Raw genomic sequence first — 21,493 nt, forward strand, 5'->3', positions numbered from 1 at the left:
GGGGCGTTCTCTTCGCGGGCGTCCACAGGTTCTTTGGATACGCCGTCTGCTCTTGTCAGGCACTAATTTCCACGACTTCGGCAAGGAGCTCAGGGAATTCTATCCGTCCCATGTGTTCCGGTATGAAATGGCCGTACCCGGGAAGAATTTCTATCCGCACCCCAGCTATCGCGTTTCGTAAGGCTTCCACGCTTCTAGAAATATTCTGGGAATCATTGTCGCTTGCCAATATCACGCATTCCTCGGTCCGCTCCCGAAGATGAGGATCAATATCAAAGTCGCAGAAGCCGGTTACCGACTCTTTGAACGGGTCGATGGACGGGGCAACAAGGACCAGTTTCCCAACACGGGCGTCTCTATTTTCCGATAGCCATCGGATCAGGAAACCGCCGCCGGCGCTATGACCGATCAGGGTCGTGAAAGATGTGATGTCGAAACGCTCGAATTCGGTGCGCCAGAGATCATAGTCCGGCTCGTATGCATGCGGCATCTCTGGTGCGTCCGCTTTCACGTCACGAACGATCAGCTGCTTTTGTATCCACGGTATCCAGGCAAAGTTGCTCGATGGCGGAAACTTGTCGGAATAGTAGATTTCCTTACTTGGCTTTCCGTGAATTATAATGGCGTTTTTCATGTGCGATGAAATCGGAGATCAATAGGACTGGTGGAAAATGCCCCTATTTCCGGTGATTGTCGAGTTTCAGTCGCACCTGACATTCGGGCGTTGCCTAACGCTTCCAAAAAAAACGGCCGCCGGGGCGGGCGACCGCGTGGAGGTGCCGATTGGGAGTCGGCGCGGGCCGGTGCGGGTGTGGCCCGTTTTGCGGGGCAGCGGCGGGGTAGGCCGTCTGCGGAATGCACGTTACGGGTGGCAGATGACATTGATGTGACGTAATTTTCCGCCATAAGCGGTTCATTGCGCGTTCAGGCGCCAACTTCGATCCTCGCGGCAATGTTCACCCTTCGCATGGAGCTTTTCGGATGATTGCTGGATTTGGTAGCGCGCTGGTGCGCCTGGTGGCCGTGGCCGGAATGACCCTGGGCGTCATGGCGCCAGCGATGGCGTTGGACCCGACGGGGGTCTGGGAGCCGGATAACAGGGAATCGCGGTATGAATTCACCTATTGCGGGGAGAATGGAGACCGGCTTTGCGCCGAACTCATCTGGATCCGCGAGGACGTTCAGGACGCGCGGAACACCAAATATCTCAATACCTACATCTTTTCGGATGCGCGGCAGATCGCGGGCAACCAGTGGAAAGGCAATGTGTCGCTCGAAGGGATCACTATCGGCGGCACGCTGACCCTGCACAATTCCAATGAGATGGCGCTCAACGCCTGTGCGTTGTTCGTCTTCTGCGAGAAGATCCACCTCAACAAGGTTACGGAATAGGCGTGGCCGGCCTTTTCCTCAGCGTGGGGATGACCTCCACCAGAACGATGGCCATGAAGATGCAGCCGGCGCCGATATAGCCCAGCGGCAGAAGGCGTTCGCCGAGGACGACTGCGCCGCCCAGCGCGGCAAAGAGGCTTTCGGCGGAGAGGATGATCGCGGCGTTGGCCGGGGGGACGTGCTGCTGGCCGATGGCCTGCAGCGTGAAGCCGACGGCGGTGGACAGGACCCCGGCATAGAGGATTTCGATCCAGCCCAGGCTCAGGGCCTCGACGGTCGGCGTTTCGATGGCGAAGGCGCCGGCGAGGCTCAGGAGCCCGGCGATCAGGAAGCTGGCCGATGAGATGAGGATCGGGCGGCCGGTTTCCTTTGCGAGAAAGCCCAGCAGCAGGACGTGCAGGGCCCAAAAGACGGCGCTGCCGATGACGAGGCCGTCGCCGGGGTTGAGGCCGTCGAGCCGCGCGCCGTTGAGGAGATAGAGCCCGATGAGGGCAACCGGCGCGCAGAGCCAGACGATCTTGTGGGGCGGGGTGCGGAAAATGATCAGCAGGATCAGCGGTACGAAGAAAACGTAGAGCCCGGTCAGGAACCCGCCATTGGTGACGGTGGTGTGCATGAGGCCCGCCTGTTGCAGCCACGAACCCATGAAGAAATTGAAGCTCAGAAACCCGATCAGCAGCCATTGGCGGCGGGTGAGGCGTTCGGGCTGGCGGCGGTCTTCGCGCAGTGCGAGCGGGACGATGAGCAGGCCGCCCAAAAGGTAGCGGGCGGCGAGGAAGGTTAGCGGTCCCATGACATCCATCGCGGACTTCTGCGCGATGAAGGCGAGGCCCCAGACGACGGTTGCGAGCAGGAGGCAGCCCAGAGCGACGGGGCGGGACATGGCGGCGGGAGCGGTTGCGGTGGTCATAGTTCGGCGTCCGGTGCGGCGATGAGGCGGTCGATTTCTTCGGGCGTCGTATAGTGCACAAAGCTCACGCGCAGGACACCGGTTTCGGAGGCCGGGCAGGGTGCGTAGGGCTGGACCTTGGTGCGGGTATAGAATGCGGCGAGCCGGTCGAGGATGGGCTTGGCCGTGTAGGAGCCGCCGGCGTTTTCGAAAAAGGCCCAGCCTTCGAGTTCGGGTACGGTGAAGGCGGGGAACAGGGCGTGGACGGCCCGTAGGTCGAGCGGCAGGTTTGCGGATGTCATGGAACACCGGCTGGAACGTTACCAGCCAGTATTATGCGTTCGTCCGATGCCGGGCAAGTGGGCTTTAGCTCGCGATGTATTCCCGCAGGGCGCCGGCTTCCTGTTCGGCTTCCTCGATCTTGCGCTTGACCACGTCGCCGATGGAAACGACGCCTATGAGCTTGCCGTTGTCCATCACCGGGAGGTGGCGGAAGCGGCCGCGGGTCATCTTGGACATCACGCTGTCGAGGGTATCGGTTGGCGCGCAGGTCTGGGGGTTCTTGGTCATGATCGCCGCAACGGGTTTGGCCATGAGTCCCTCCTCGCTTCGGGCAAGTTCGCGCACGACGTCGCGTTCGGAAATGATGCCCGAGAGCGCCCCCGAATCGTCAACCACAAGGACCGCGCCGATATTGTGCCTGGCGAGGGTCGCGACAAGCTCTCCGACTGTCGAACTGGCCTTTACCGTAATGGCGTCGTGGCCTTTTTGAGCGAGAATGCCTTCGACAAACATAGTCAACCTCCTCGTATATGGGTGCCAAGCTTGCCTTGGGACGCACAAATGCGCAAGCGCTACGAAAGTTCGGTTTTCCCGGTGGCGAGATCAAGGCGCTGGCGCTATAGCTTTGCGGTGGAGAGGCTTTTTGAAATGCGGGGCGACACGATGCAGCTTTTGTCCGACGCGCTGATGCGCGTCAAACCCTCGGCCACGGTCGGGATCAGCCAGCTCGCGCGGCAGATGGCGCAGGCAGGCCACGACGTCATCGCGCTTTCAGCCGGGGAGCCCGATTTCGATACGCCCGAGCACGTGCGGGCGGCAGCGGTGGCTGCGATCGGAGCGGGCAAGACGCGCTATACCAACGTTGATGGAATCGTTGAATTGAAGCGCGCGGTGGCGGCGAAATTCCGGCGCGACAACGGGCTGGATGTAACCGAGGAGGATTGCTTCGTCTCTTCGGGGGGGAAGCAGATCATTTTCAATGCGCTGATGGCGACGCTCAATCCGGGCGACGAAGTCGTGGTGCCGGTGCCCTATTGGGTGTCGTATCCCGAGATCGTGCGGTTGGCGGGGGCTGAGCCGGTGTTCGCGCAGGCGAGCCAGGAGACGGGGTTCAAGCTGACGCCGGAGGCGCTCGAGGCGGCGATTACCGAGCGGACCAAATGGGTGATGCTCAATACGCCGTCGAACCCGTCCGGGGCGGCGTATTCGGCGGACGAACTCAAGGGCTTGGCCGCGGTGCTGATGCGGCATCCTCATGTGCACATTCTTACCGACGATATTTACGAGGTCCTGGTTTACGACGGGCGAGAATTCGCGACGATCGCGCAGGCCGAGCCGCGGCTCGGGCACCGTACGCTGACGATGAACGGGGTTTCGAAATCGCACGCGATGACCGGCTGGCGGATCGGGTATTGCACGGGGCCGCGGGAAATCCTCAAGGCCATGACGAAGCTGCAGGGGCAATCGACCACCAATCCGTGCTCGATTTCGCAATGGGCGGCGGTTGAAGCGCTCAACGGGCCGCAGGGGTTCCTTGCGGACTGGCGCGAGGTGTTTCAGGAGCGGCGGGACATGGTTGTCGCGCGGCTGCGGGCGTGCCAGGGGCTCGAATGCCTCGTGCCGGAGGGGGCGTTCTATGCGTTTCCCTCGTGCAAGGCGTTGATCGGGAAAACGAGCGCGGGCGGCCGGGCGCTTGCGACGGACGAAGACGTGGTGATGGCGCTCCTGGAAGAGAACGGGGTGGCGCTGGTGCACGGGTCCGCGTTCGGACTGCCCGGGCACTTCCGGATTTCGTATGCGGCCTCGGACGCGGAGCTGATCGCGGCGATGGACCGGATCGCGGCGTTTTGCGCGGGGGTGGAGTGAGGGCGGCTGGTGCCGAATATCCCTCACCGGGCCTGCGCTTTGTAGGGCCGCCTTCACCCCGGCATGATCCATAGCGTAGCGCCCGGCGGGCCGAGAAGATCCGCCGGGCGGGATCGTTAGATAATCTCGACCTTGCCAAAGGGGTCGGACAGGTTTCCAGCAGCATCGACGCCATAGACATGATAATCGCCTAGCAGCAGGCCATCCGCGGAAACGCTCGTGGTAGTATCCGCAGTAGCTACCGTTACCGCGTTCCACAGATTGTCATCGGCATCGAGAATATCCTTTACGCTCGTGACCGGGACGCTGTCGCTGACCAGATAGAGCGTTCCAGTTTCCGAGCTTTTGACAGCAACGCTTTCGTTATTGTGGATCGGTAACGAGCTCTGGAGCCAGAGCTTGTTGTCTCCACTATTGGAGACGTAGACATCGAGATTCTTATCTCCGTCGAAATCGCCGACCACAGCACCATGGTTGCCTCCCGTACTACCGGGAACTGATCCGCCGGTGAAGCCACCTTTGCCGTCACCCAGCCAGAGCTGGTTTGGTTCTCCGGAATTGGCGACGTATATGTCCGGATTACCGTCATTGTTGAAATCGCCGACCACAGCACCCTGGCTATTGGTATCGTCACCCTGGATATCTGTACCGGGCTTGAATCCACCCTTGCCGTCGCCCAGCCAGAGCTTGTTTTGTCCGCCGTTGCCGTAGCCATCATTGACAACGTAGATATCGAGATTGTTGTCTCCGTCGAAATCGCCGACCACAGCGCCATTGCTATAAGTCTCGTCGCCCTGGATATCTGTGCCGGGCTTGAAACCACCCTTACCGTCGCCCAGCCAGAGCTTGTTTTGCGCAGGATGCGTACTGCCTCCAAAATATCTACTATACGCGACGGTGTAGATATCGAGATTGTTATCTCCGTCGAAATCGCCGACCACAGCACCCCGGCTACTGGTATCATCACCCTGGATATCTATACCGGGCTTGAAACCACCATTTCCGTCGCCCAGCCAGAGCTTGTTTTGCCCAGTATTGGCGACGTAGATATCGAGATTCCCATCGTCGTCGAAATCTCCGACCACAGCACCATGGCTATTAGTATCATCACCCTGGATATCTGTACCGGGGTTGAAGCCACCCTTACCGTCGCCCAGCCAGAGCTTGTTTTGTCCATAATTGGCGACGTAGATATCGAGATTTCCATCTTCGTCGAAATCCCCGACCACAGCACCCTGGCTATTAGCATCATCGCCCTGGATATCTGTACCGGGGTTGAAGCCACCCTTACCGTCGCCCAGCCAGAGCTTGTTTTGTCCGTTAAGAACGACGTAAATATCGAGATCCCCATCCTTGTCGAAATCCCCTACCACAGCGTCCTCAATGGTCCCCGTATCACCGAAGGTGTCATTGTTAGTAAAGGTTGCTGGACTTTGAACCACGAGCGTAGGCGCTGTGGTATCGACGGTGAGGTTAAAGTCAGCCGATGCGGGGCTCTCATTCCCAGACCCATCGGCGGCTGTCGCCGTGACAGTCGAAGCGCCATTTGGCAATTCCTTGCCCGATTGAACCGCAAACGTCCATTTGCCGTCGGAGTCCGCGGTTGTCGTCCCAAGAACCGTGGCGCCATCCTTGACGGTCACAAGCGACCCGGCTTCAGCTGTCCCCTTTAATGTCGGCGTCGTATCATTCGTAACCTTGCTTGGGATCGCGCTGCCAGCGTCGGTATAGAGACCTGTGATAACCGGCGCAGCAGGTGCCGTTGTGTCGGACGTCGTATTGCCGGTGCCGCCATTCGGATCGTAAACGAACGTCGTTTCACTGCTTGTGTTGCCTGACGCATCCGTCGCCGTCGCCGTGAGATCGCCAGCCGGCTGCGGTGTCTTCGATGTGAGCGTGGCAGTGCCGTCGGAACCAACGGTGACCGTGTCTTTCGTGCCATCCGGCCAGGTCACTTCCACCTTTGAGCCGGGCTCGTCCTTGATGGCAAGGGTGGCCGTGCCGTCATCCCCCGTACTGGCGGTGATTTCCGGCGCAGCAGGTGCCGTTGTGTCGGACGACGTGTTGCCGGACGTGTTCCCACTTGGATCGTAAGGGAAGGTGGTTTCACTACTTGTATTGCCCGACGCATCCGTCGCCGTCGCGTTGACGTCGCCATCAGGCTGCGGCGTCTTGGATGTGAGCGTGGCGGTCCCATCGGAACCAACGGTGACCGTATCCTTCGTGCCATCCGGCCAGGTCACTTCCACCTTTGAGCCGGGCTCGTCCTTGATGGCAAGGGTGGCCGTGCCGTCATCCCCCGTACTGGCGGTGATTTCCGGCGCAGCAGGTGCCGTCGTGTCGGACGTCGTGTTGCCCGGTGTGTTGCCACTTGGATCATATGGGAAGGTGGTTGTGCCACTCGTGGTGCCATCCGTGTCCGTCGCCGTCGCAGTAATGCTGCCATCCGGCTGCGGCGTCTTGGATGTGAGTGTGGCGGTCCCATCGGAACCAACGGTGACCGTGTCCTTGGTGCCGTCCGGCCAGGTGACGTTAACCGTCGATCCGGGTTTGTCCTTGATACTGAGCGTCACCTTGCCATCGGCGTCGGTATTGGCTGCGACTTCCGGGTCTATGAGCTTGTCGTTGCCGGTGCCGTTACTGCCACTGCCACTGCCGTCGGACGAGGATCCGCCGCCACTGGCCACCGCGACGACGCCGCCGACCGCCAGCGCCCCGAGACCGGCCACTCCGGCCATGCCCAGCCCGCCCAACGCGCCTGCCGCGCCGGCGGCACCGGCGGCTGCCGCTGCTCCCGCCGCCTCGCCGATGGACGGCGTCAGAACGCCCTCCACAGCCGCCGAGGTGCCGAAATCGACGGGCACATAGTCGCCCGCGCCGTTGAGCGTCTCGAGGGACGGCACGTTCTGGTCACCGTCGTCGAAATAGTCCGACAGTACGATCACCTCGCCGTTCCTGAGGTGAATCACCAGATCGTCGCCCTGGCGGACATAGCCCGCCACATCCCCGGCCGCGACATCGAGCTGCACATGCGCCGCGTCCGCGGTATCGACGGTCGCCCGCGCGCCCATCAGCGCCTGCGGCACGTTCTGCACGCCGTTTTCCATAGTGACTGTAGCTATATGAAGCATCGTTCAATTCTCCGATATGACCTCGATGAGAGCAGAAAGCATCAATCATCGCGGGCAGCGTGTCGTTGAACTGGTTGCAGCGCCGTGAATCGGGAGGTACGCGAGAACACGCACTCCGACGGCCTTTGGGAGCCTGTCTTGAAGGTCCGGCTGGTCTTGTTTGTTCAGGAAAGGGGGAACCAAGAACGCTGGCGGAGGCTTCCTATCCCACCTTGATCTGCAGCTTCACATCCCCCGGGCGCCCCTCGGCAGCGCGTTCGAAGGCCGTGATGGCGTCTTCGAAGGGGAAGGTTTCGGAGATCAGCGGCTTTAGGTCGATCTTGCCCGAGGCGATGAGGTCGAGGGCGCGGTCGAAGACGTGGGCGTAGCGGAAGACCGTTTCGATGCGGATTTCGCGGGCCTGGGCGCCGACGACGTCGATGGCGACGGGTTCGACGGGCATCCCAACGAGCACGACGGTGCCGGCGGGGCGAACGAGGGTGAAGAGGTTTTCGAAGGCCTTCGGGCTGCCGCTGGCTTCGAAGATGACGTCGAGGCCCCAGTCGCCGGTGGCCTCATCAATCGTTTTCTTGAGGTCCTGGGTCTTGATGTTGACCGGGATCATGCCGGGGTAGCGGCCGGCGATTTCGAGCTTTTCATCCTGCAGGTCGGAGATGAAGACTTTTGCGCAGCCGCCGGCGAGGGCCGCGAGCGCAGTCATGATGCCGATAGGACCGGCGCCGGTCACGAGGGCGGTATCTCCAGGGGTGATGCCCGCCTTGATGGCGGCCTGCATTCCGACGGCGAGCGGCTCGATCATCGCGCCTTCGGCGAAGGAAACGTTGTCAGGGAGTTTGAATGTGAAGGCGGCAGGGTGGACGACTTCGGGAGCAAGGCAGCCGTGGACCGGCGGCGTGGCCCAGAAGCTGACGGCGGGGTCGACGTTGTAGATGCCCAGCCGGGTGGCGCGGGAATTCGGATCGGGGATGCCCGGTTCCATGCAAACGCGGTCTCCGGGCTTCAATGTGGTCACGGCGCTGCCGGTTTCGATGATCGTGCCAGCGGCCTCGTGGCCGAGAACCATCGGTTCGTTGACGACATAGGGGCCGATGCGGCCATGGGTGAAATAATGCACGTCCGAGCCGCAGATGCCGACGGTGTCAATGGCGATACGAACATCGTCGGGGCCGAGCTCGGAGGGGATGTCGATATCGCGGAGCGAGAGTGCGCGCACACGTTCAAGAACGAGAGCCTTCATGGCCACGCCTTTCCTTTAGATCCACATCTGCCCTCAGGTGTGGCGGCGCCACACCCATTCGATTACGTCAGATTGGCGGTTCAGGAAAGGCGGTGGCGCAAAAAAAAGAGGCTCGGTCAAAAGACCGAGCCTTGATCGAGGGCTATGCCCTAATCTCACAGTTTACGATCGAGCCGAGGGAGGAGGAGACGGCTGCGATCGGGAGAGCGGGGTCCGTGGGAGGAGGATACGTCGCCCGCTCGGGTGTCAGGAGCGAGGGGCCTAGGGAGGAGGAAAAGGCGCGTCGCTCAGTGACAAGCTGAATATGCGCGATTGCAGCGTTGCGAACAATGCGCAATACCGCATAGCTGCTATGCAATAGGCAGTTAACCATTGTGCCCAGAAATTGGGCAAGAAAAAGGCTCCATCCGGGAGGAGGTCGGATGGAGCCTTGAACTGGCGGCCGATATCGAGGGAGGAGGATTCGATAGCCGGCCGTTGGAGCGGGTCAGGAGGGAGGAGGAGGAACCTTTCCCGCTCTTGGTGCCAACGTGCAGGGGGCTTAGGGAGGAGGAGGATAGCGCGCTGCGTCGTTGACCCGCCCTATATGCACCCCTAATCACGACTTGAAAAGTCGTGTTATAGCATGGCAGCTATGCGCTCAGTGCAAGATTGGACCGAATGGTCAAAAGCTCGGCAAACCTATGTCTTTGGGCACAACGCCTCCGGAATGCGCATTGCTTCCGGCTGGGCTCTTAACGGATTGCCGGTTGTGTGGTTCCCAGTAGGGCAAAAAAATAGCCCCGCTCGAGGGGAGAGCGGGGCCAAGCACAAGAGGACAAGCCTCTTGCAAGGAGGGAACATCAAACGCGCCCAAAGGGAGGAGGAGGAAAAGCGCGCAATGTCTGCCGGGTAAGTAGAGTTATGCCGGGACGGTTTCAACCCCGGTGGGGTCATGCCAGCCATGCGGTTTTTGCATGGCGTTGCCGACGGCGTGGGCAAAACGCCTGAAATTCATGCATTTTTTCGTATGCAATCGGGTGCCTGGAGGCGGTGAAATTTTCGGGTGCGACAGGTTGTCATGTCGGTTTTTCTGGCTTTTGGCGCCGTGCAGACGGCGAAAGGGCGCGTCGGCTCGCTATTTTCAGCAGGCGGCGGAAGGAATCGCATTCCATATGCGATGGTGCCGGACATTCGGCAACGTGCCGCATCATATTGCGCAGGGCCGTCAGTTCGCGGATCTGGCGGTCGAGGGCGTCCGCTTTTGCATGAAGGTCCGGGCGCGACAGGTCCGGCGTGCCGTCCTCGCCGAACATTTCCGATATTTCGGTGAGTGAGAAGCCGGCGGTTTTTCCAAGTGCGATCAGGGAGAGTCGCGGCAGCACATCCTTTTCGAACTGCCGCCGCAAGCCGTGCCGGCCAACCGAACTGAGCAGGCCGATTTCTTCATAGTAGCGCAGGGTCGATGGGGGAACGCCAGAGCGTTCCGACACCTCGCCGATATCGAGCATTTCCATGCTTGACCTCAAGTTGACTTGAATTCGTAGCATGGCCGCTTCCGAAACCAGAGGCAAGGGCATGGAGCGCAATGGAACGGCTTATCGAGGACCATACCGGCACGAAACACGGCCGCGGGGCGGTTGCGTCTCTTGCGCTTTCGACATTGCTCGCGGCGCTCGGGGTCAGTATTCCCAACGTCGCCTTACCCACGCTGGCGGAGGCGTTTTCGGCCACGTTTTCCGCCGTGCAATGGGTGGTCATTGCCTATCTGCTGGCGACGACGGTCGTCATTGTGGGAGCTGGGCGGCTCGGGGACGCGCTGGGATATCGCAAAGTGCTTCTGGCCGGGATTGCGATATTTGCGTTCGGCTCGCTCCTGTGCGGGGTCGCGCCTGCGCTTTGGATGCTCATTGCGGCGCGCGCGATACAAGGAGCCGGGGCGGCAATCATGATCGCGCTCTCGATGGCGCTCGTGCGTAAGACGGTTGCCGACGAACGCACCGGGCGCGCCATGGGGCTTCTGGGCTCGATGTCCGCAATCGGCACGGCGGCGGGGCCTGCCCTGGGCGGGGTTCTGATTAGCGGTCCGGGCTGGCGCGCAATCTTTCTTGTCATGATGCCATTGGCCCTGATTGCCCTGGTTTTAGCCTATCGTCACCTTCCACGCGGCGTTTCACCAGCACAGAGCGGCGCGCGGCCGGCGGATGTTCCAGGCGCGGTTCTTCTTGGCGCGACGCTTGCCGCCTATGCCCTTGCGGTCACACTGGGTGGTGGGGCGTTCGATGCGCTCAATTGGACCCTTTTGCTTGCAGCTATCGTGTTGGCGGCGATGTTCGTGCGTGTCGAAGCGATAGCTGTTGCGCCACTTGTCGATCCGGAAATGTTTCGCGATCCGGCGCTACGGGCCGGTCTGGCTATGAACGCGCTGGTCGCCACGGTGATGATGGCGACGCTGGTCGTCGGGCCGTTCTATCTTTCGAACACGCTGGGGCTGGACGCGGCGGCGGTGGGGCTGGTCATGTCCGTTGGTCCCTTCATTTCCGCCCTAAGCGGCGTTCCGGCGGGCAGGATCGTGGATCGGGCCGGGGCGGGACCAGCCGTTATTTGCGGGCTGGGTATCACGGTAGCGGGCAGTCTGGCCCTGGCGGTTCTGCCGTCTTTGCTGGGCGTTGCGGGTTACATCGTGGCGCTCGCTCTTCTAACGCCAGGCTATCAATTGTTTCTCGCGGCCAACAATACCGGGGTTATGAACACCGCACATGAGGCGCGGCGTGGCGTAATCTCGGGGATGCTGAACCTGTCGCGGAATCTGGGGCTCTTCACCGGAGCATCTGCCATGGGCGCGATGTTCGCCTATGCGGTGGGGACGCGCGATGTCGCTGCGGCATCGCCCGAGGCGGTCGCGGCGGGGATGCAAGTGACGTTTCTCATTGCGGGCGGGCTCACGGGATTGGCACTTGTGCTTGGGCTCGGCACGCGGTCCCGAACGTGATCGGTTCGCTATGTTTGGGCGCTTTCAGAAAATGTTGTCAGGCCTTTCCGGTTCGAAAGCCCTAATACTCCCAATCCCGCGCCTTGGAGACGAGGAAGTCGCGGAAGACGCCGACGCGTTTGGAGTTTTTGAGTGCGGGCGGGTAGACGAAATACGTATCGAAGGCCGGCAAGTCGATGTCGGGCAGGACGCGCTGGAGGGTTGGCTCCTCCTCGCTGATATAGTCCGGCAGCATGGCGATGCCGATGCCCTGCCGGCAGGCCTGCATCATGCCGTAGATAGCGTTGACCTTCAAAGCCGTGCGGCGCGGGTTGGAATCGGAGCGCCCGACGCGTTCGAGGAAGTTGACGTCGCCCAGATAGGACGGCGAGGGCTCGCCGAACGAAATGATCTGGTGGGCATCGAGGTCTTCGATCGATTTGGGCATGCCGAAGCGTTCGATATAGCTCGCGGCAGCGTAGATATGGAAGTGCACCGTGAAGAGCTTGCGCTGGATCATCTCGGACTGGTTGGGGCGGTGGAGGCGGATCGCGACGTCGGCCTCGCGCATGGCGAGGTCGAGCTCGGCGTCGTTCAGTTTGATTTCGAGCTGGATGGTGGGATAAAGCTCGACGAATTCGTGAATGCGCTTCGTGAGCCAGGTCGAGCCGAAGCCAACCGTCGTCGTGACGATCAGGGGGCCAGTGGGGACGTCCTGGCTTTCTGTCATCTGGGCCTGGACCGATTGTAGCTCCCAGGCCATGCGGTGGGCGGTGCGGAAGAGTTGCTCGCCCACCTCGGTCAATACGAGGCCGCGCGCGTGGCGGATGAAGAGCTTGAGCCCCAGATCCTCCTCGAGCGCGGAAATCTGCCGGGAAACGGCGGATTGCGACATACCCAGCTTTTCGGCTGAATGGGTGAAACTTCCCGATTCAGCAGCGACATGGAATATGCGCAGCTTGTCCCAATCCAACATTGGCCCGGTGTCCCTCTTTGATCCGGCCGGTTTGGAGCTCCTGGTTTGATAGAATCAAACCAGGAGCTCCAAGTCTTTGTTTTGTCGCGTTTCGCTTGCGCGGCCCTTCGGGGCCGAACCGAATAAGTGGTGCCCACTTATTCTGGAAACGCTCTAGAGGATGTTGCGACGAATTGCTTCATCGTAATATCCCCAAGTCTTTACGTGTAGCGCCCTCTATTCGGCGGCTTCGGCCATTTCGTGCTCGGCGAGGTAGCGCTCGGCCTCAAGCGCGGCCATGCAGCCCATGCCTGCCGCGGTGACGGCCTGACGGTAGATATCGTCGGTGACGTCACCGGCGGCGTAAACGCCGGGAATGTTGGTTGCCGTCGAATCCGGCGCGGTGACGATATAGCCGCCGTGCTTCATCTCGAGCTTACCCTTGAAGACCTCTGTGGCCGGAGCATGGCCAATGGCCACGAAAATGCCGTCGACGGTGAGTTCGTGCGTTTCGCCCGTCACCACGTCCTTGATCACGGCGGATTTGACCGAAGGCGGCATGTTGTCGCCCTTGACCTCTTCGAGCACGGTGTTCCAGCGCACCTCGATCTTGGGGTGCTTGAACAGCCGCTGCTGCAGGATCTTCTCGGCGCGGAACTCGTCGCGGCGGTGGATGACCGTAACCTTCGAGGCGAAATTGGTGAGGAACAGCGCTTCCTCGACCGCCGTGTTGCCGCCGCCGACGACCAGGACTTCCTTGTCGCGGTAGAAGAACCCGTCGCAGGTCGCGCAGGCGGAGACGCCAAAGCCCTTGAATTTTTCCTCGGAGGGCAGGTTGAGCCATTTGGCCTGGGCACCCGTCGCGATGACGACGCTATCGCAGGTATAGACCGTGCCGCTGTCGCCGGTGAGCTTGAAGGGCCGGGTGTTGAAATCGACGTCGACGATCACGTCGTTCTCGATCCGCGTCCCCATGTTTTCGGCCTGGGCACGCATTTGCTCGACGAGCCAAGGGCCCTGGATCGGGTCGGCAAAGCCCGGGTAGTTTTCGACGTCGGTGGTGATGGTGAGCTGACCGCCGGGCTCCGTGCCGGAAATGATGACCGGCTCGAGCATGGCGCGTGCGGCATAAATCGCCGCCGTGTATCCGGCCGGGCCGGATCCAATGATAATGACTTTCGCGTGCATCGGTTTTTGGGGCCGTTGAATATTGAAGTTCGACCAAATATGGCACGCGGGACGCATGTTACAAGCGCAGAACACCCATGCAGGGGCAAAAGCTGTGGGCGTTGGACTCTTATTTGCGGCAGGCGGCGGCCCTTTGGGAGGGCGGCCGCCTGCGGCGGATCATTTGAAGACGATTTTGAGGATTTCGTAGGCGCGTGCGCCGCCGGGGGCGGACACCTCGATAGAATCGCCTTCTTCCTTGCCGATGAGCGCACGCGCGATCGGCGAGGAGATGGAAATCTTGCCGTTGGTGGCGTCCGCCTCGGCGTCGCCCACGATCTGATAGGTTTTTTCCTCGTCGGTGTCCTCATCGACCATGGTCACGGTCGCGCCGAATTTCACCGTCGAGCCGGAGAGCTTGGAAACGTCGATGACATCCGCCTTGGCGAGCATGGTTTCGAGTTCCATGATGCGGCCCTCATTGTGGCTCTGCTGCTCCTTGGCGGCGTGATATTCGGCGTTCTCGGAAAGATCGCCATGCGCACGTGCCTCGGAGATCGCCTCGATGATGGTGCGGCGATCCTCGGACGTGCGGCGGCGCAATTCTTCCTGGAGGGCGGCGTGGCCTGCCACCGTCATCGGGACCTTGTCCATTCTCTCAATCCAATCCCTTCCAGAGCGTGCCGCTCTGAATTGCATTCAGCCGGCACCCTCAAGTTGTTGTTTGTCGCGCGTCCGAGCCGAAAAAGTGGGAGCCACTTTTTCTGGACACGCTCCATTAAGGTCCTACACAAATCACTCTCGCGCTGACGTTCATCAGCGTGAGCGATTCACGTAGTGGGGGGAAACATTGCGTTCAGGTTGCCTCGCCCCGCGCGCGCGGTCAAGGGGCAACCCGATCGCCCCGCCCGTGATATGGCCTCTCGTTTGTGGTGTGCAAGAGGCATAGCGGCCTAAATAACAAAAGCACGAACCGCAGGTTCCAGCGGTTCGTGCCCTGAGGACCTGTTAACACTTATGGACAGGAGTTTGATTTTGCATAAATCGTTCAATGCCAAGTGTTTCCTCGCCGCGCAGGGGCTTCCCTTCGCAAGGGGAAACGCGCCGTCAGTGGACGATTTATGCAAAACCCTTCGGGCGGATCATAGTCCGGCCCCCTGTCGCGAAAAATCCCGCTTGTGGACACGCGTCCACGGCGCAGGATTTTCCACGAAAGGTGCTCGGACTGTGGCCCGTCAAACCCCTATCCGTAAGTGTTAACAGGTCCTGGCCCGGCCAATTGAGCCGGGCACTCGCTCAATCGGCTGATCTAGTCGGCAGCGGCAAGGTTGCCGGCCGCAGATTTGCCGGTACGTTTGTCCTTGACGATTTCATAGGAAATCTTCTGGCCCTCATCGAGGCCCGCCATACCGGAATTCTGGACGGCGGAAATATGGACGAATACGTCCGCTCCACCTTCGTCCGGCTGAATGAAGCCGTAGCCCTTCTGCGTGTTGAACCATTTGACAGTGCCGGTAGCCATTGGCGTGTCCTTTCGCGTCATGCTGTCGTTCTTGGACCACTCTATTTTTCGCGGTCCGGGGTATATCGAGTATGGGTTCTAGACGTCAGCAGTCGCGAAAATTCGCTCGGCTAGATCAGTCGGCCGCACCTTCGATGCCCTTTTTTTAGAAGAAATGCGCGTTCTATTCAAGTGGAGACGAATTGACCGCAGACGGGAAAATTTTATCGAAGCCGAAAAACAATATACGAATTGGAAAATTCCATGTAGCGGCGGTAACATGTCAGTATTCGGCGTTGAGACGGATAGCGACCCAGGAATTTAGACAGTAATCATGACGTTCTGGGTCGGCGTCCGGGCCCGCCGAAGTGTCCGTGCGCGTGAGCAAAGGTGGTGGCCAGGGCGTGCGGCGCGGCGTAGAGAAGGGCTCGAACAGTCAATTTTCGAGTTTCTTGCCATGTCCGAGATTTCCATAGATTTCCGATCCGATACCGTTACCCGTCCGAGCGCCGGTATGCGCGAGGCGATGGCGCAGGCGGCGGTTGGCGACGACGTTTTCGGCGACGATCCCACGATTGCCGCGCTTGAGGCACGGGTTGCGGACCTGATGGGCAAGGCGGCGGGGCTTTACCTGCCTTCAGGCACGCAATCGAACCTTGCAGCGCTTTTGAGCCATTGCGCACGCGGGGAGGAGTATATCGCCGGGCAGCAGGCGCATTGCTACAAATACGAGGCCGGCGGTGCGGCGGTACTCGGGTCGATCCAGCCGCAACCGGTCGAGACCCTGCCGGACGGGACGATGGCGCTCGAAGCGATCCGCGCCGCGATCAAGCCCGATGACATGCATTTCGCCCGGACGCGGTTGCTGGCGCTGGAAAACACCATCGGCGGCAAGGTGTTGCCATCCGAGTTTGTCACCGCTGCGACGGGGCTGGTGCGCGAGCACGGGCTTTCGACGCATCTCGACGGGGCGCGGATATTCAATGCCGCCGTGGCGAGTGGGGTAGCGGCACGGGATCTGGCGGCGCCGTTCGACAGCGTGTCGGTGTGCCTCTCGAAGGGGCTGGGCGCGCCGGTGGGGTCGGTGCTCGCCGGGGCGCCGGAGTTCATTGCTCGGGCGCGGCGGTGGCGCAAGATGCTCGGCGGAGGGATGCGGCAGGCGGGGATCATCGCGGCGGCGGGGCTTTATGCGCTCGAACACAACGTCGCGCGGCTTGCGGACGATCATGCGCGGGCGCGGCGGCTGGCCGAAGGACTTGCGGCGTATCCGGCCATCGCGGTGGAGATGCCTCAGACAAATATCGTTTTCGTGCACGTCGATACGAGTGTTGCCGAGGCGTTTTCCGCGCATCTGGCGGCGGAGGGCATCATGATCACGGGGCGATATGGCGAGCAGCGCTGGGTGACGCATCTGGATATTTCGGATGCGGATATCGACCGGGCGCTCGCGGTGGTGGGTGCGTTCTTCGCGCGCTGATTTTTCCGCTTGCGTTTTCCGAGGAAAAGCGACATTTGCCGTCCGCTGGCAAATCGCCAGTTCTTTCGGACATAATTAGGGCCTGTTAACACTTATAGATGGGGGTTTGACGGGCCATGGTCCGGCCGCTTGTCGCGAAAAATGCCGCTTGTGGACATTTGTCCACGGCGCGGCATTTTCCACGAAAGTTGCTCGGATCCTGACCCGTCAAACCCCCATCTATAAGTGTTAACAGGCCCAAAGTGGATGCTGTCTTTCTTTCTTCGGGCGATCTGATTGCCGATCGCCGGTCTCAGTATGCGAAAATGCTGGCCGAGAGCGGCGATTTTGCCGCTGCCGCAGAGCTTATGGCGCAGGCGCTCGAAAGCGTGCCCGATTGGGCAGCCGGGTGGATGATGCTGGGCGGGTATTGGCACGAGGCCGGTGATACCGGTGCGGCGATTGCGGCCTGGCAGGAAGCGGCGGCGCGCGATCCGGAAGGGACGCTGGGGGCCCAGATGAGGCTGGCGGCGCATGGGGTGGGGGACTTGGCGCCCGAGGCGCAGGAGGCTTATGTCGAGGCGCTGTTCGACGCCTATGCCAAGAGCTTTGAAGAATCGCTTGTCGGCAAGCTCGACTATGTGGTGCCGGATTTGCTGTTCGGGCTGATCGGGGAGGCGATGGAGGCTGCGGGGGTGACCGGGTTTGCGCGGGCGCTCGATCTGGGGTGCGGGACCGGGCTGATGGGGGAGCGGGTGCGGGCGCTGGTTTCGCATCTCTCCGGGGTGGACCTGTCCGCCGGGATGGTGGCCGAGACGGCGCGCAAGGGCGTGTATGACGCGGTTGAGCAGGGCGATCTGCTGTCGTTTCTCGCCGGTTCCCAAGGGCAGGCGGATTTGATCACGGCGGCGGATGTCTTTTTGTATTGCGGGGAACTGCCACCGATTTTTGCGGCAGCGCACGATGCGTTGGTGCCGGGCGGATTGCTGGTGTTCTCGCTCGAAAAGCATGCGGGCGAGGAGGCGTGCGTGCTGCAGCCTTCGTTGCGGTATGCGCATGGACGGACGGCGGTCGAAGAGGCGCTCCGGGTGGCGGGGTTCGATATCGTCAGGATCGTGGAGGATACGATCCGGACGGATCGCGGGGTGCCGGTGACGGGGTTGCTGGTGGTCGCGCAGAGACCGGTGGTTGCGTCCGTTGCCTTCCTCGCGGATGGCGAGATCGCCGAGGAAGCACCGGCGCTGCACTGATCGCGGGGGCACTGTGGCCCCCGGGATCGAGTGGTGGTCAGATATCCAAGCCGCATGCCTGCCGGATGGCGATCTGGACTGGCGATGGTGGCTGCGCGGGGTCGAATTCGCCTCTGGGGACCAGAGGCGGTTGCGCCATGAAGCGCGGCTCGGTGCCCCGGTGCGGCTGGGCGGCGTGGACGAGGAAGGGATGGCACAGATAGACGGTGCCGGCAGGGCCGGTCGCCAAGGTTTCCTCGCAGTCGGCGGTGGAGGCAAAGCCGTCCGCCGAAAGCTGGCGGAGGGTCAGCCCTGCTTCGCCATGCGGCAGCAACTGCCGGGCGATGACCATGTGCGAGCCGATGCGGATGCGGGTGGGCGCATCGTTCGGGCCGACGTCCGAGAACAGGAACAGCATCAACAAGGCGCGTCCCGAGCTTTTGACGTTGACGCGCCATGCCATGAAATCGGGGTCGTCGAAACCGAAGCTGACATCGACGTGCCAGCCGGCGTCTCCGGGATCTTCGTCCGAGGGGAAGCGGACGGGGAAGGTGCCGAGGCCCTGGGGCGGTAGCCAGCGGCCTTCGCCGGCCAACTGATCGAAGGCGGCGTGGAGCACGGGCGTGTTGGCCGCCTCGCGGAAGGGGGCGTCGTGATAGCCGCCGAGCCTTACGACCGGGCGTGTCCATGTCGCGCGGTCGTTGGGGTGGCAGCCGGTATCGCGCCACAGGATGTCCCGGGCGGCAGCGGCGGTTTCGGCGGAAAAGGCGTTATCGATGCGGACGAAACCGTCGGCGATGAACGCACTGATTTGCGCTTCGGAGAGCGCATCGTGTGGATGGGGCATAAGATGAACCTTCGATAAGCGGGAATGCCGCACAGGCGACGCGCGCGCCCGTTATACGGGGCGCGGTGTTTCTCCTCGGGGCGAGGGAAGTCCGCTTATCGAATAATGGTCGTCATCATGATGAGGGCATGAATAGCCGGTTTGGGTTCGATGATGCAAGGCCGGACGTCCTTCCGGGGGCAATCGGGTGTGTCCATACCGCTGCGCATTCGGCGGCTGTAACCGGCGTGGGATGTCTTCCGGCACTGGCGGTGCCAGTTTCCCATTGCTCTGCATCCAGAAATAAGTTAGTTAACTAACTAATTTTGGTAAAGGAGCAATACTGATGAAGACGAAAGACAAGCGGTTTACGAAGCTCGATGCCCGCAGATTCGGTCCCTGGGCCGTCGTGACGGGGGCCTCCTCGGGCATCGGACGGGAGGCGGCGCACCAGGTTGCCGCGAACGGGCTCAATCTGGTGCTGGTTGCGCGGCGCGGTGAGGTTCTTACGCGTCTGGGCGAGGAGCTGACCGGGCGCTACGGGATCGCGTTCAGGGTCATCGAGGCCGATCTTTCGCAGGCCGGCGCCGAGGATGCCGTCATCGCGGGCACCGAGGATGTCGATGTGGGGCTGCTGTTTTCCTGTGCGGGGACCGGGCAACCGGGGGCGTTTCTTGCCTTCAAGAGCGAGCGGTTGCGTGAGATCGTGCAGCTCAACGGGCTGTCGCATTTGGTGCTGACCCATCATTTCAGCCAGAGATTCGCGCGGCGTGGCAGGGGCGGCACGTTGCTCGTTTCCGCGCTGGGCGCCGACAGCGGCATTCCCTTTCATGCGGTTCCGGCGGCAGCCAAGGGGCTCGTCAACACGCTTGGCCGCAGCTTGCATTCGGAGCTCAAGCGGTCGGGGGTGGGGATCAGCGTTCTGATCGTGACGCCGACCGACACGCCGCTGGTTGCCAAAATGGGGCTCGATGGGGCGGCCATGCCGATGAAACCGATGCCGGTCGAGCAATGCGTCCGTGAGGGGTTGGACGGGCTCAACCGCAACAGGATGATCGTCATGCCGGGGCTCATGTTCCGCGTTATGAACAGGCTCGTGCCGCATGGCTTGGTGCGGGCGATGACCGGGAATATGATGCGCAAGAGTACGAATTTCGTGAGTTAGGAGCGGCATTTGGCAAAAGACGGAAAGACGGCTGCTCGCGGCAAGCGCGAGCGGCTGGTATCGGCGGCTGTCGCGCTCGCCTACCGGCAGGGATTCGCCCGCACGACGCTGGCCGATATCGCCGCGGAATCGGGCGTGCCGCTTGGCAACGTCTATTATTATTTCAAGACACGGGAAGATATCGGCGCGGCGGTTCTGGATTATCGCAAGGATCAGTTCGCACAGGCGCGGGAGCGGTTTGCCGCGCTACCGTCGCCAAAAGAGCGGCTGAAGGCCTTTGTCGATATGACGGTGGGCAATGCGGACAATGTGGCGCAAAAAGGCTGTCCGATGGGCACGTTATGCGCGGAACTTCTCAAGATGCCGGACGCGTTTGCCGAGGGCGCTGGCGCATTGTTGACCGTGCCGATGGCGTGGATGGCCGAGCAGTTCGTCGAACTGGGGTATGACAGTGAGGCGAGCGATCTGGCGCTGAAGCTGCAAACGGGATTGCAGGGCGCGTCGATGATGACGCTGAGCGCTCGCGATCCTGCGCTGCTGGTGCGCGAGGGTGAGCGGCTGAAGGGGTGGATCGAGGGTTTGTAGTGTTGGGACAATTGCTTCATCCGATTGCCCTGATGTGGGCGTCATTTCGGCTTTTTACATCTTGAGCCATCGGTATAGAGTGATCGTATGTCTACGCTCCTTTTTGTCAGTCATCCCGAAGTGACCGTCGATTCCAACATGCCGGTTGAACAGTGGCAGTTGAGCGCGGTGGGCGTGGAGCGAATGCGAGCCTTCTCGCGATCTTCAATACCGTCGAAGGTTCGCGCAATTTGGTCGAGCACTGAGACAAAGGCGATTGAGGCCGCGGGTATTCTCGGCGGTGCGCTAGGACTCGGCATTCGCGTGTCGAAGGACCTTGGAGAGAATGATCGCAGCGCGACCGGTTTTCTTCCTCCTGCAGAGTTCGAAGCAGTGGCCGACGCCTTTTTCGCGTCACCTGCCACGAGCGTTCGTGGATGGGAACGAGCCATCGATGCCCAAACCCGTGTTCGAGAAGCCGTTACTCGAATCGTTTCCGAGCATACGGACGGTGACCTTGCAATTGTCGCACACGGGGCTGTCGGCACCCTCATGTATTGCGCCCTTTCAGGCAATGCCATCGCCAGATCCTTCGATCAACCGTTCCAAGGGCACTACTGGGCGGCCTCATTTTCAGACCTGGTGCCCAGGCACGGTTGGATACCTATCGCGCCACGCCCTCGCCCTTCGAGGCCCGCTTCGCGGGCACCTCAGGGTGAGGGCTACTGATAAATGTGCGCCATTTTCCCAGTAGCCTCATGGTGAGGTTTTTCGAATCAGGCCTCGAACCGTCCCGAGCTTGCCGAAGGGGGCACAGGGGCGCGATATAAAAGACGGGCACTGCTCAGTTGGAATTGCTGAAAACTCGCCACCTTGCGTACCG

20 protein-coding genes are annotated in these 21,493 nt (G+C 61.3%); 8 read left to right on the top strand and 12 right to left on the bottom strand.

Annotated features, from left to right (window positions below; all coding sequences use genetic code 11):
- Nucleotides 1-55 precede the first annotated feature (55 nt).
- Complete coding sequence (locus LG281_RS17055) at nucleotides 56-634, bottom strand: alpha/beta hydrolase (RefSeq protein WP_404402845.1); 579 nt, start codon at nucleotides 632-634, stop codon at nucleotides 56-58.
- 347 nt (nucleotides 635-981) lie between these two features.
- Here LG281_RS17055 and LG281_RS17060 point away from each other — a divergent pair, with 347 nt between their 5' ends.
- Nucleotides 982-1,392, top strand: coding sequence for a hypothetical protein (locus LG281_RS17060; RefSeq protein ID WP_404402847.1), 411 nt, complete (start codon nucleotides 982-984; stop codon nucleotides 1,390-1,392).
- Here the strand turns inward: LG281_RS17060 and LG281_RS17065 are convergent.
- The 3 genes from LG281_RS17065 to LG281_RS17075 all read right to left on the bottom strand — a co-directional run bounded on the left by LG281_RS17065 (nucleotide 1,382) and on the right by LG281_RS17075 (nucleotide 3,076).
- Nucleotides 1,382-2,302 (bottom strand): DMT family transporter, encoded by a 921-nt coding sequence (locus tag LG281_RS17065; RefSeq protein WP_404402849.1) that lies wholly within the window; start codon nucleotides 2,300-2,302, stop codon nucleotides 1,382-1,384. The genes LG281_RS17060 and LG281_RS17065 overlap by 11 nt on opposite strands.
- Nucleotides 2,299-2,583 (bottom strand): hypothetical protein, encoded by a 285-nt coding sequence (locus LG281_RS17070; protein ID WP_404402851.1) that lies wholly within the window; start codon nucleotides 2,581-2,583, stop codon nucleotides 2,299-2,301. Before LG281_RS17070 ends, LG281_RS17065 begins: the two co-directional genes overlap by 4 nt.
- Before the next feature lie 64 nt (nucleotides 2,584-2,647).
- The gene (locus LG281_RS17075) at nucleotides 2,648-3,076 is read right to left on the bottom strand and encodes a CBS domain-containing protein (RefSeq protein ID WP_404402853.1); all 429 of its coding nucleotides are present in this window, start codon (nucleotides 3,074-3,076) and stop codon (nucleotides 2,648-2,650) included.
- 150 nt (nucleotides 3,077-3,226) lie between these two features.
- On the opposite strand from LG281_RS17075, the gene LG281_RS17080 reads away from it, so the two are divergent.
- Nucleotides 3,227-4,429, top strand: a complete 1,203-nt coding sequence (locus LG281_RS17080) for a pyridoxal phosphate-dependent aminotransferase (protein WP_404406806.1) — start codon at nucleotides 3,227-3,229, stop codon at nucleotides 4,427-4,429.
- Between the two features lie 116 nt (nucleotides 4,430-4,545).
- Here LG281_RS17080 and LG281_RS17085 read toward each other — a convergent pair whose 3' ends face one another.
- The 3 genes from LG281_RS17085 to LG281_RS17095 form a co-directional block, all read right to left on the bottom strand.
- Nucleotides 4,546-7,560 (bottom strand): FG-GAP-like repeat-containing protein, encoded by a 3,015-nt coding sequence (locus LG281_RS17085; protein WP_404402855.1) that lies wholly within the window; start codon nucleotides 7,558-7,560, stop codon nucleotides 4,546-4,548.
- Nucleotides 7,561-7,762: 202 nt separating this feature from the next.
- Complete coding sequence (locus LG281_RS17090) at nucleotides 7,763-8,797, bottom strand: NAD(P)-dependent alcohol dehydrogenase (RefSeq protein ID WP_404402857.1); 1,035 nt, start codon at nucleotides 8,795-8,797, stop codon at nucleotides 7,763-7,765.
- Nucleotides 8,798-9,855: 1,058 nt separating this feature from the next.
- Nucleotides 9,856-10,293 (bottom strand): helix-turn-helix domain-containing protein, encoded by a 438-nt coding sequence (locus tag LG281_RS17095; protein WP_404402859.1) that lies wholly within the window; start codon nucleotides 10,291-10,293, stop codon nucleotides 9,856-9,858.
- A gap of 71 nt (nucleotides 10,294-10,364) precedes the next feature.
- Here LG281_RS17095 and LG281_RS17100 point away from each other — a divergent pair, with 71 nt between their 5' ends.
- A complete protein-coding gene (locus LG281_RS17100) occupies nucleotides 10,365-11,768 on the top strand; it encodes an MFS transporter (protein WP_404402861.1) in 1,404 nt (467 codons plus the stop codon).
- Nucleotides 11,769-11,829: 61 nt separating this feature from the next.
- Here the strand turns inward: LG281_RS17100 and LG281_RS17105 are convergent, their stop codons facing one another.
- The 4 genes from LG281_RS17105 to LG281_RS17120 form a co-directional block, all read right to left on the bottom strand.
- Complete coding sequence (locus LG281_RS17105) at nucleotides 11,830-12,723, bottom strand: LysR family transcriptional regulator (RefSeq protein ID WP_404402863.1); 894 nt, start codon at nucleotides 12,721-12,723, stop codon at nucleotides 11,830-11,832.
- Between the two features lie 216 nt (nucleotides 12,724-12,939).
- Nucleotides 12,940-13,890: a thioredoxin-disulfide reductase gene (gene trxB, locus LG281_RS17110; RefSeq protein ID WP_404402865.1), complete on the bottom strand. Its 951-nt coding sequence runs from the start codon at nucleotides 13,888-13,890 to the stop codon at nucleotides 12,940-12,942.
- 159 nt (nucleotides 13,891-14,049) lie between these two features.
- Entirely contained in the window at nucleotides 14,050-14,523 is a 474-nt protein-coding gene (gene greA / locus LG281_RS17115) for a transcription elongation factor GreA (protein WP_404402867.1), read from the bottom strand.
- A 655-nt stretch (nucleotides 14,524-15,178) separates the two neighbouring features.
- The gene (locus LG281_RS17120) at nucleotides 15,179-15,391 is read right to left on the bottom strand and encodes a cold-shock protein (protein ID WP_231803682.1); all 213 of its coding nucleotides are present in this window, start codon (nucleotides 15,389-15,391) and stop codon (nucleotides 15,179-15,181) included.
- 436 nt (nucleotides 15,392-15,827) lie between these two features.
- On the opposite strand from LG281_RS17120, the gene ltaE reads away from it, so the two are divergent.
- Both ltaE and LG281_RS17130 read left to right on the top strand, forming a co-directional pair.
- On the top strand, nucleotides 15,828-16,847 hold the full coding sequence (ltaE, locus tag LG281_RS17125; RefSeq protein ID WP_404402869.1) for a low-specificity L-threonine aldolase: 1,020 nt from the start codon (nucleotides 15,828-15,830) through the stop codon (nucleotides 16,845-16,847).
- A gap of 242 nt (nucleotides 16,848-17,089) precedes the next feature.
- Nucleotides 17,090-18,076, top strand: coding sequence for a class I SAM-dependent DNA methyltransferase (locus LG281_RS17130; protein WP_404402871.1), 987 nt, complete (start codon nucleotides 17,090-17,092; stop codon nucleotides 18,074-18,076).
- A 37-nt stretch (nucleotides 18,077-18,113) separates the two neighbouring features.
- On the opposite strand, the gene LG281_RS17135 is transcribed toward LG281_RS17130, so the two are convergent.
- Complete coding sequence (locus tag LG281_RS17135; RefSeq protein ID WP_404402873.1) at nucleotides 18,114-18,902, bottom strand: phytanoyl-CoA dioxygenase; 789 nt, start codon at nucleotides 18,900-18,902, stop codon at nucleotides 18,114-18,116.
- 325 nt (nucleotides 18,903-19,227) lie between these two features.
- Here LG281_RS17135 and LG281_RS17140 point away from each other — a divergent pair, with 325 nt between their 5' ends.
- From LG281_RS17140 to LG281_RS17150, 3 genes are all read left to right on the top strand, one after another.
- Entirely contained in the window at nucleotides 19,228-20,046 is an 819-nt protein-coding gene (locus LG281_RS17140; RefSeq protein WP_404402875.1) for an SDR family NAD(P)-dependent oxidoreductase, read from the top strand.
- A gap of 9 nt (nucleotides 20,047-20,055) precedes the next feature.
- Nucleotides 20,056-20,631 (top strand): TetR/AcrR family transcriptional regulator, encoded by a 576-nt coding sequence (locus tag LG281_RS17145; protein ID WP_404402877.1) that lies wholly within the window; start codon nucleotides 20,056-20,058, stop codon nucleotides 20,629-20,631.
- 87 nt (nucleotides 20,632-20,718) lie between these two features.
- On the top strand, nucleotides 20,719-21,339 hold the full coding sequence (locus LG281_RS17150) for a histidine phosphatase family protein (protein WP_404402879.1): 621 nt from the start codon (nucleotides 20,719-20,721) through the stop codon (nucleotides 21,337-21,339).
- The last annotated feature ends 154 nt before the right edge of the window (nucleotides 21,340-21,493 follow it).

The organism is Pelagibacterium halotolerans (genome assembly GCF_044811015.1).
Classification (GTDB): domain Bacteria; phylum Pseudomonadota; class Alphaproteobacteria; order Rhizobiales; family Devosiaceae; genus Pelagibacterium; species Pelagibacterium halotolerans_A.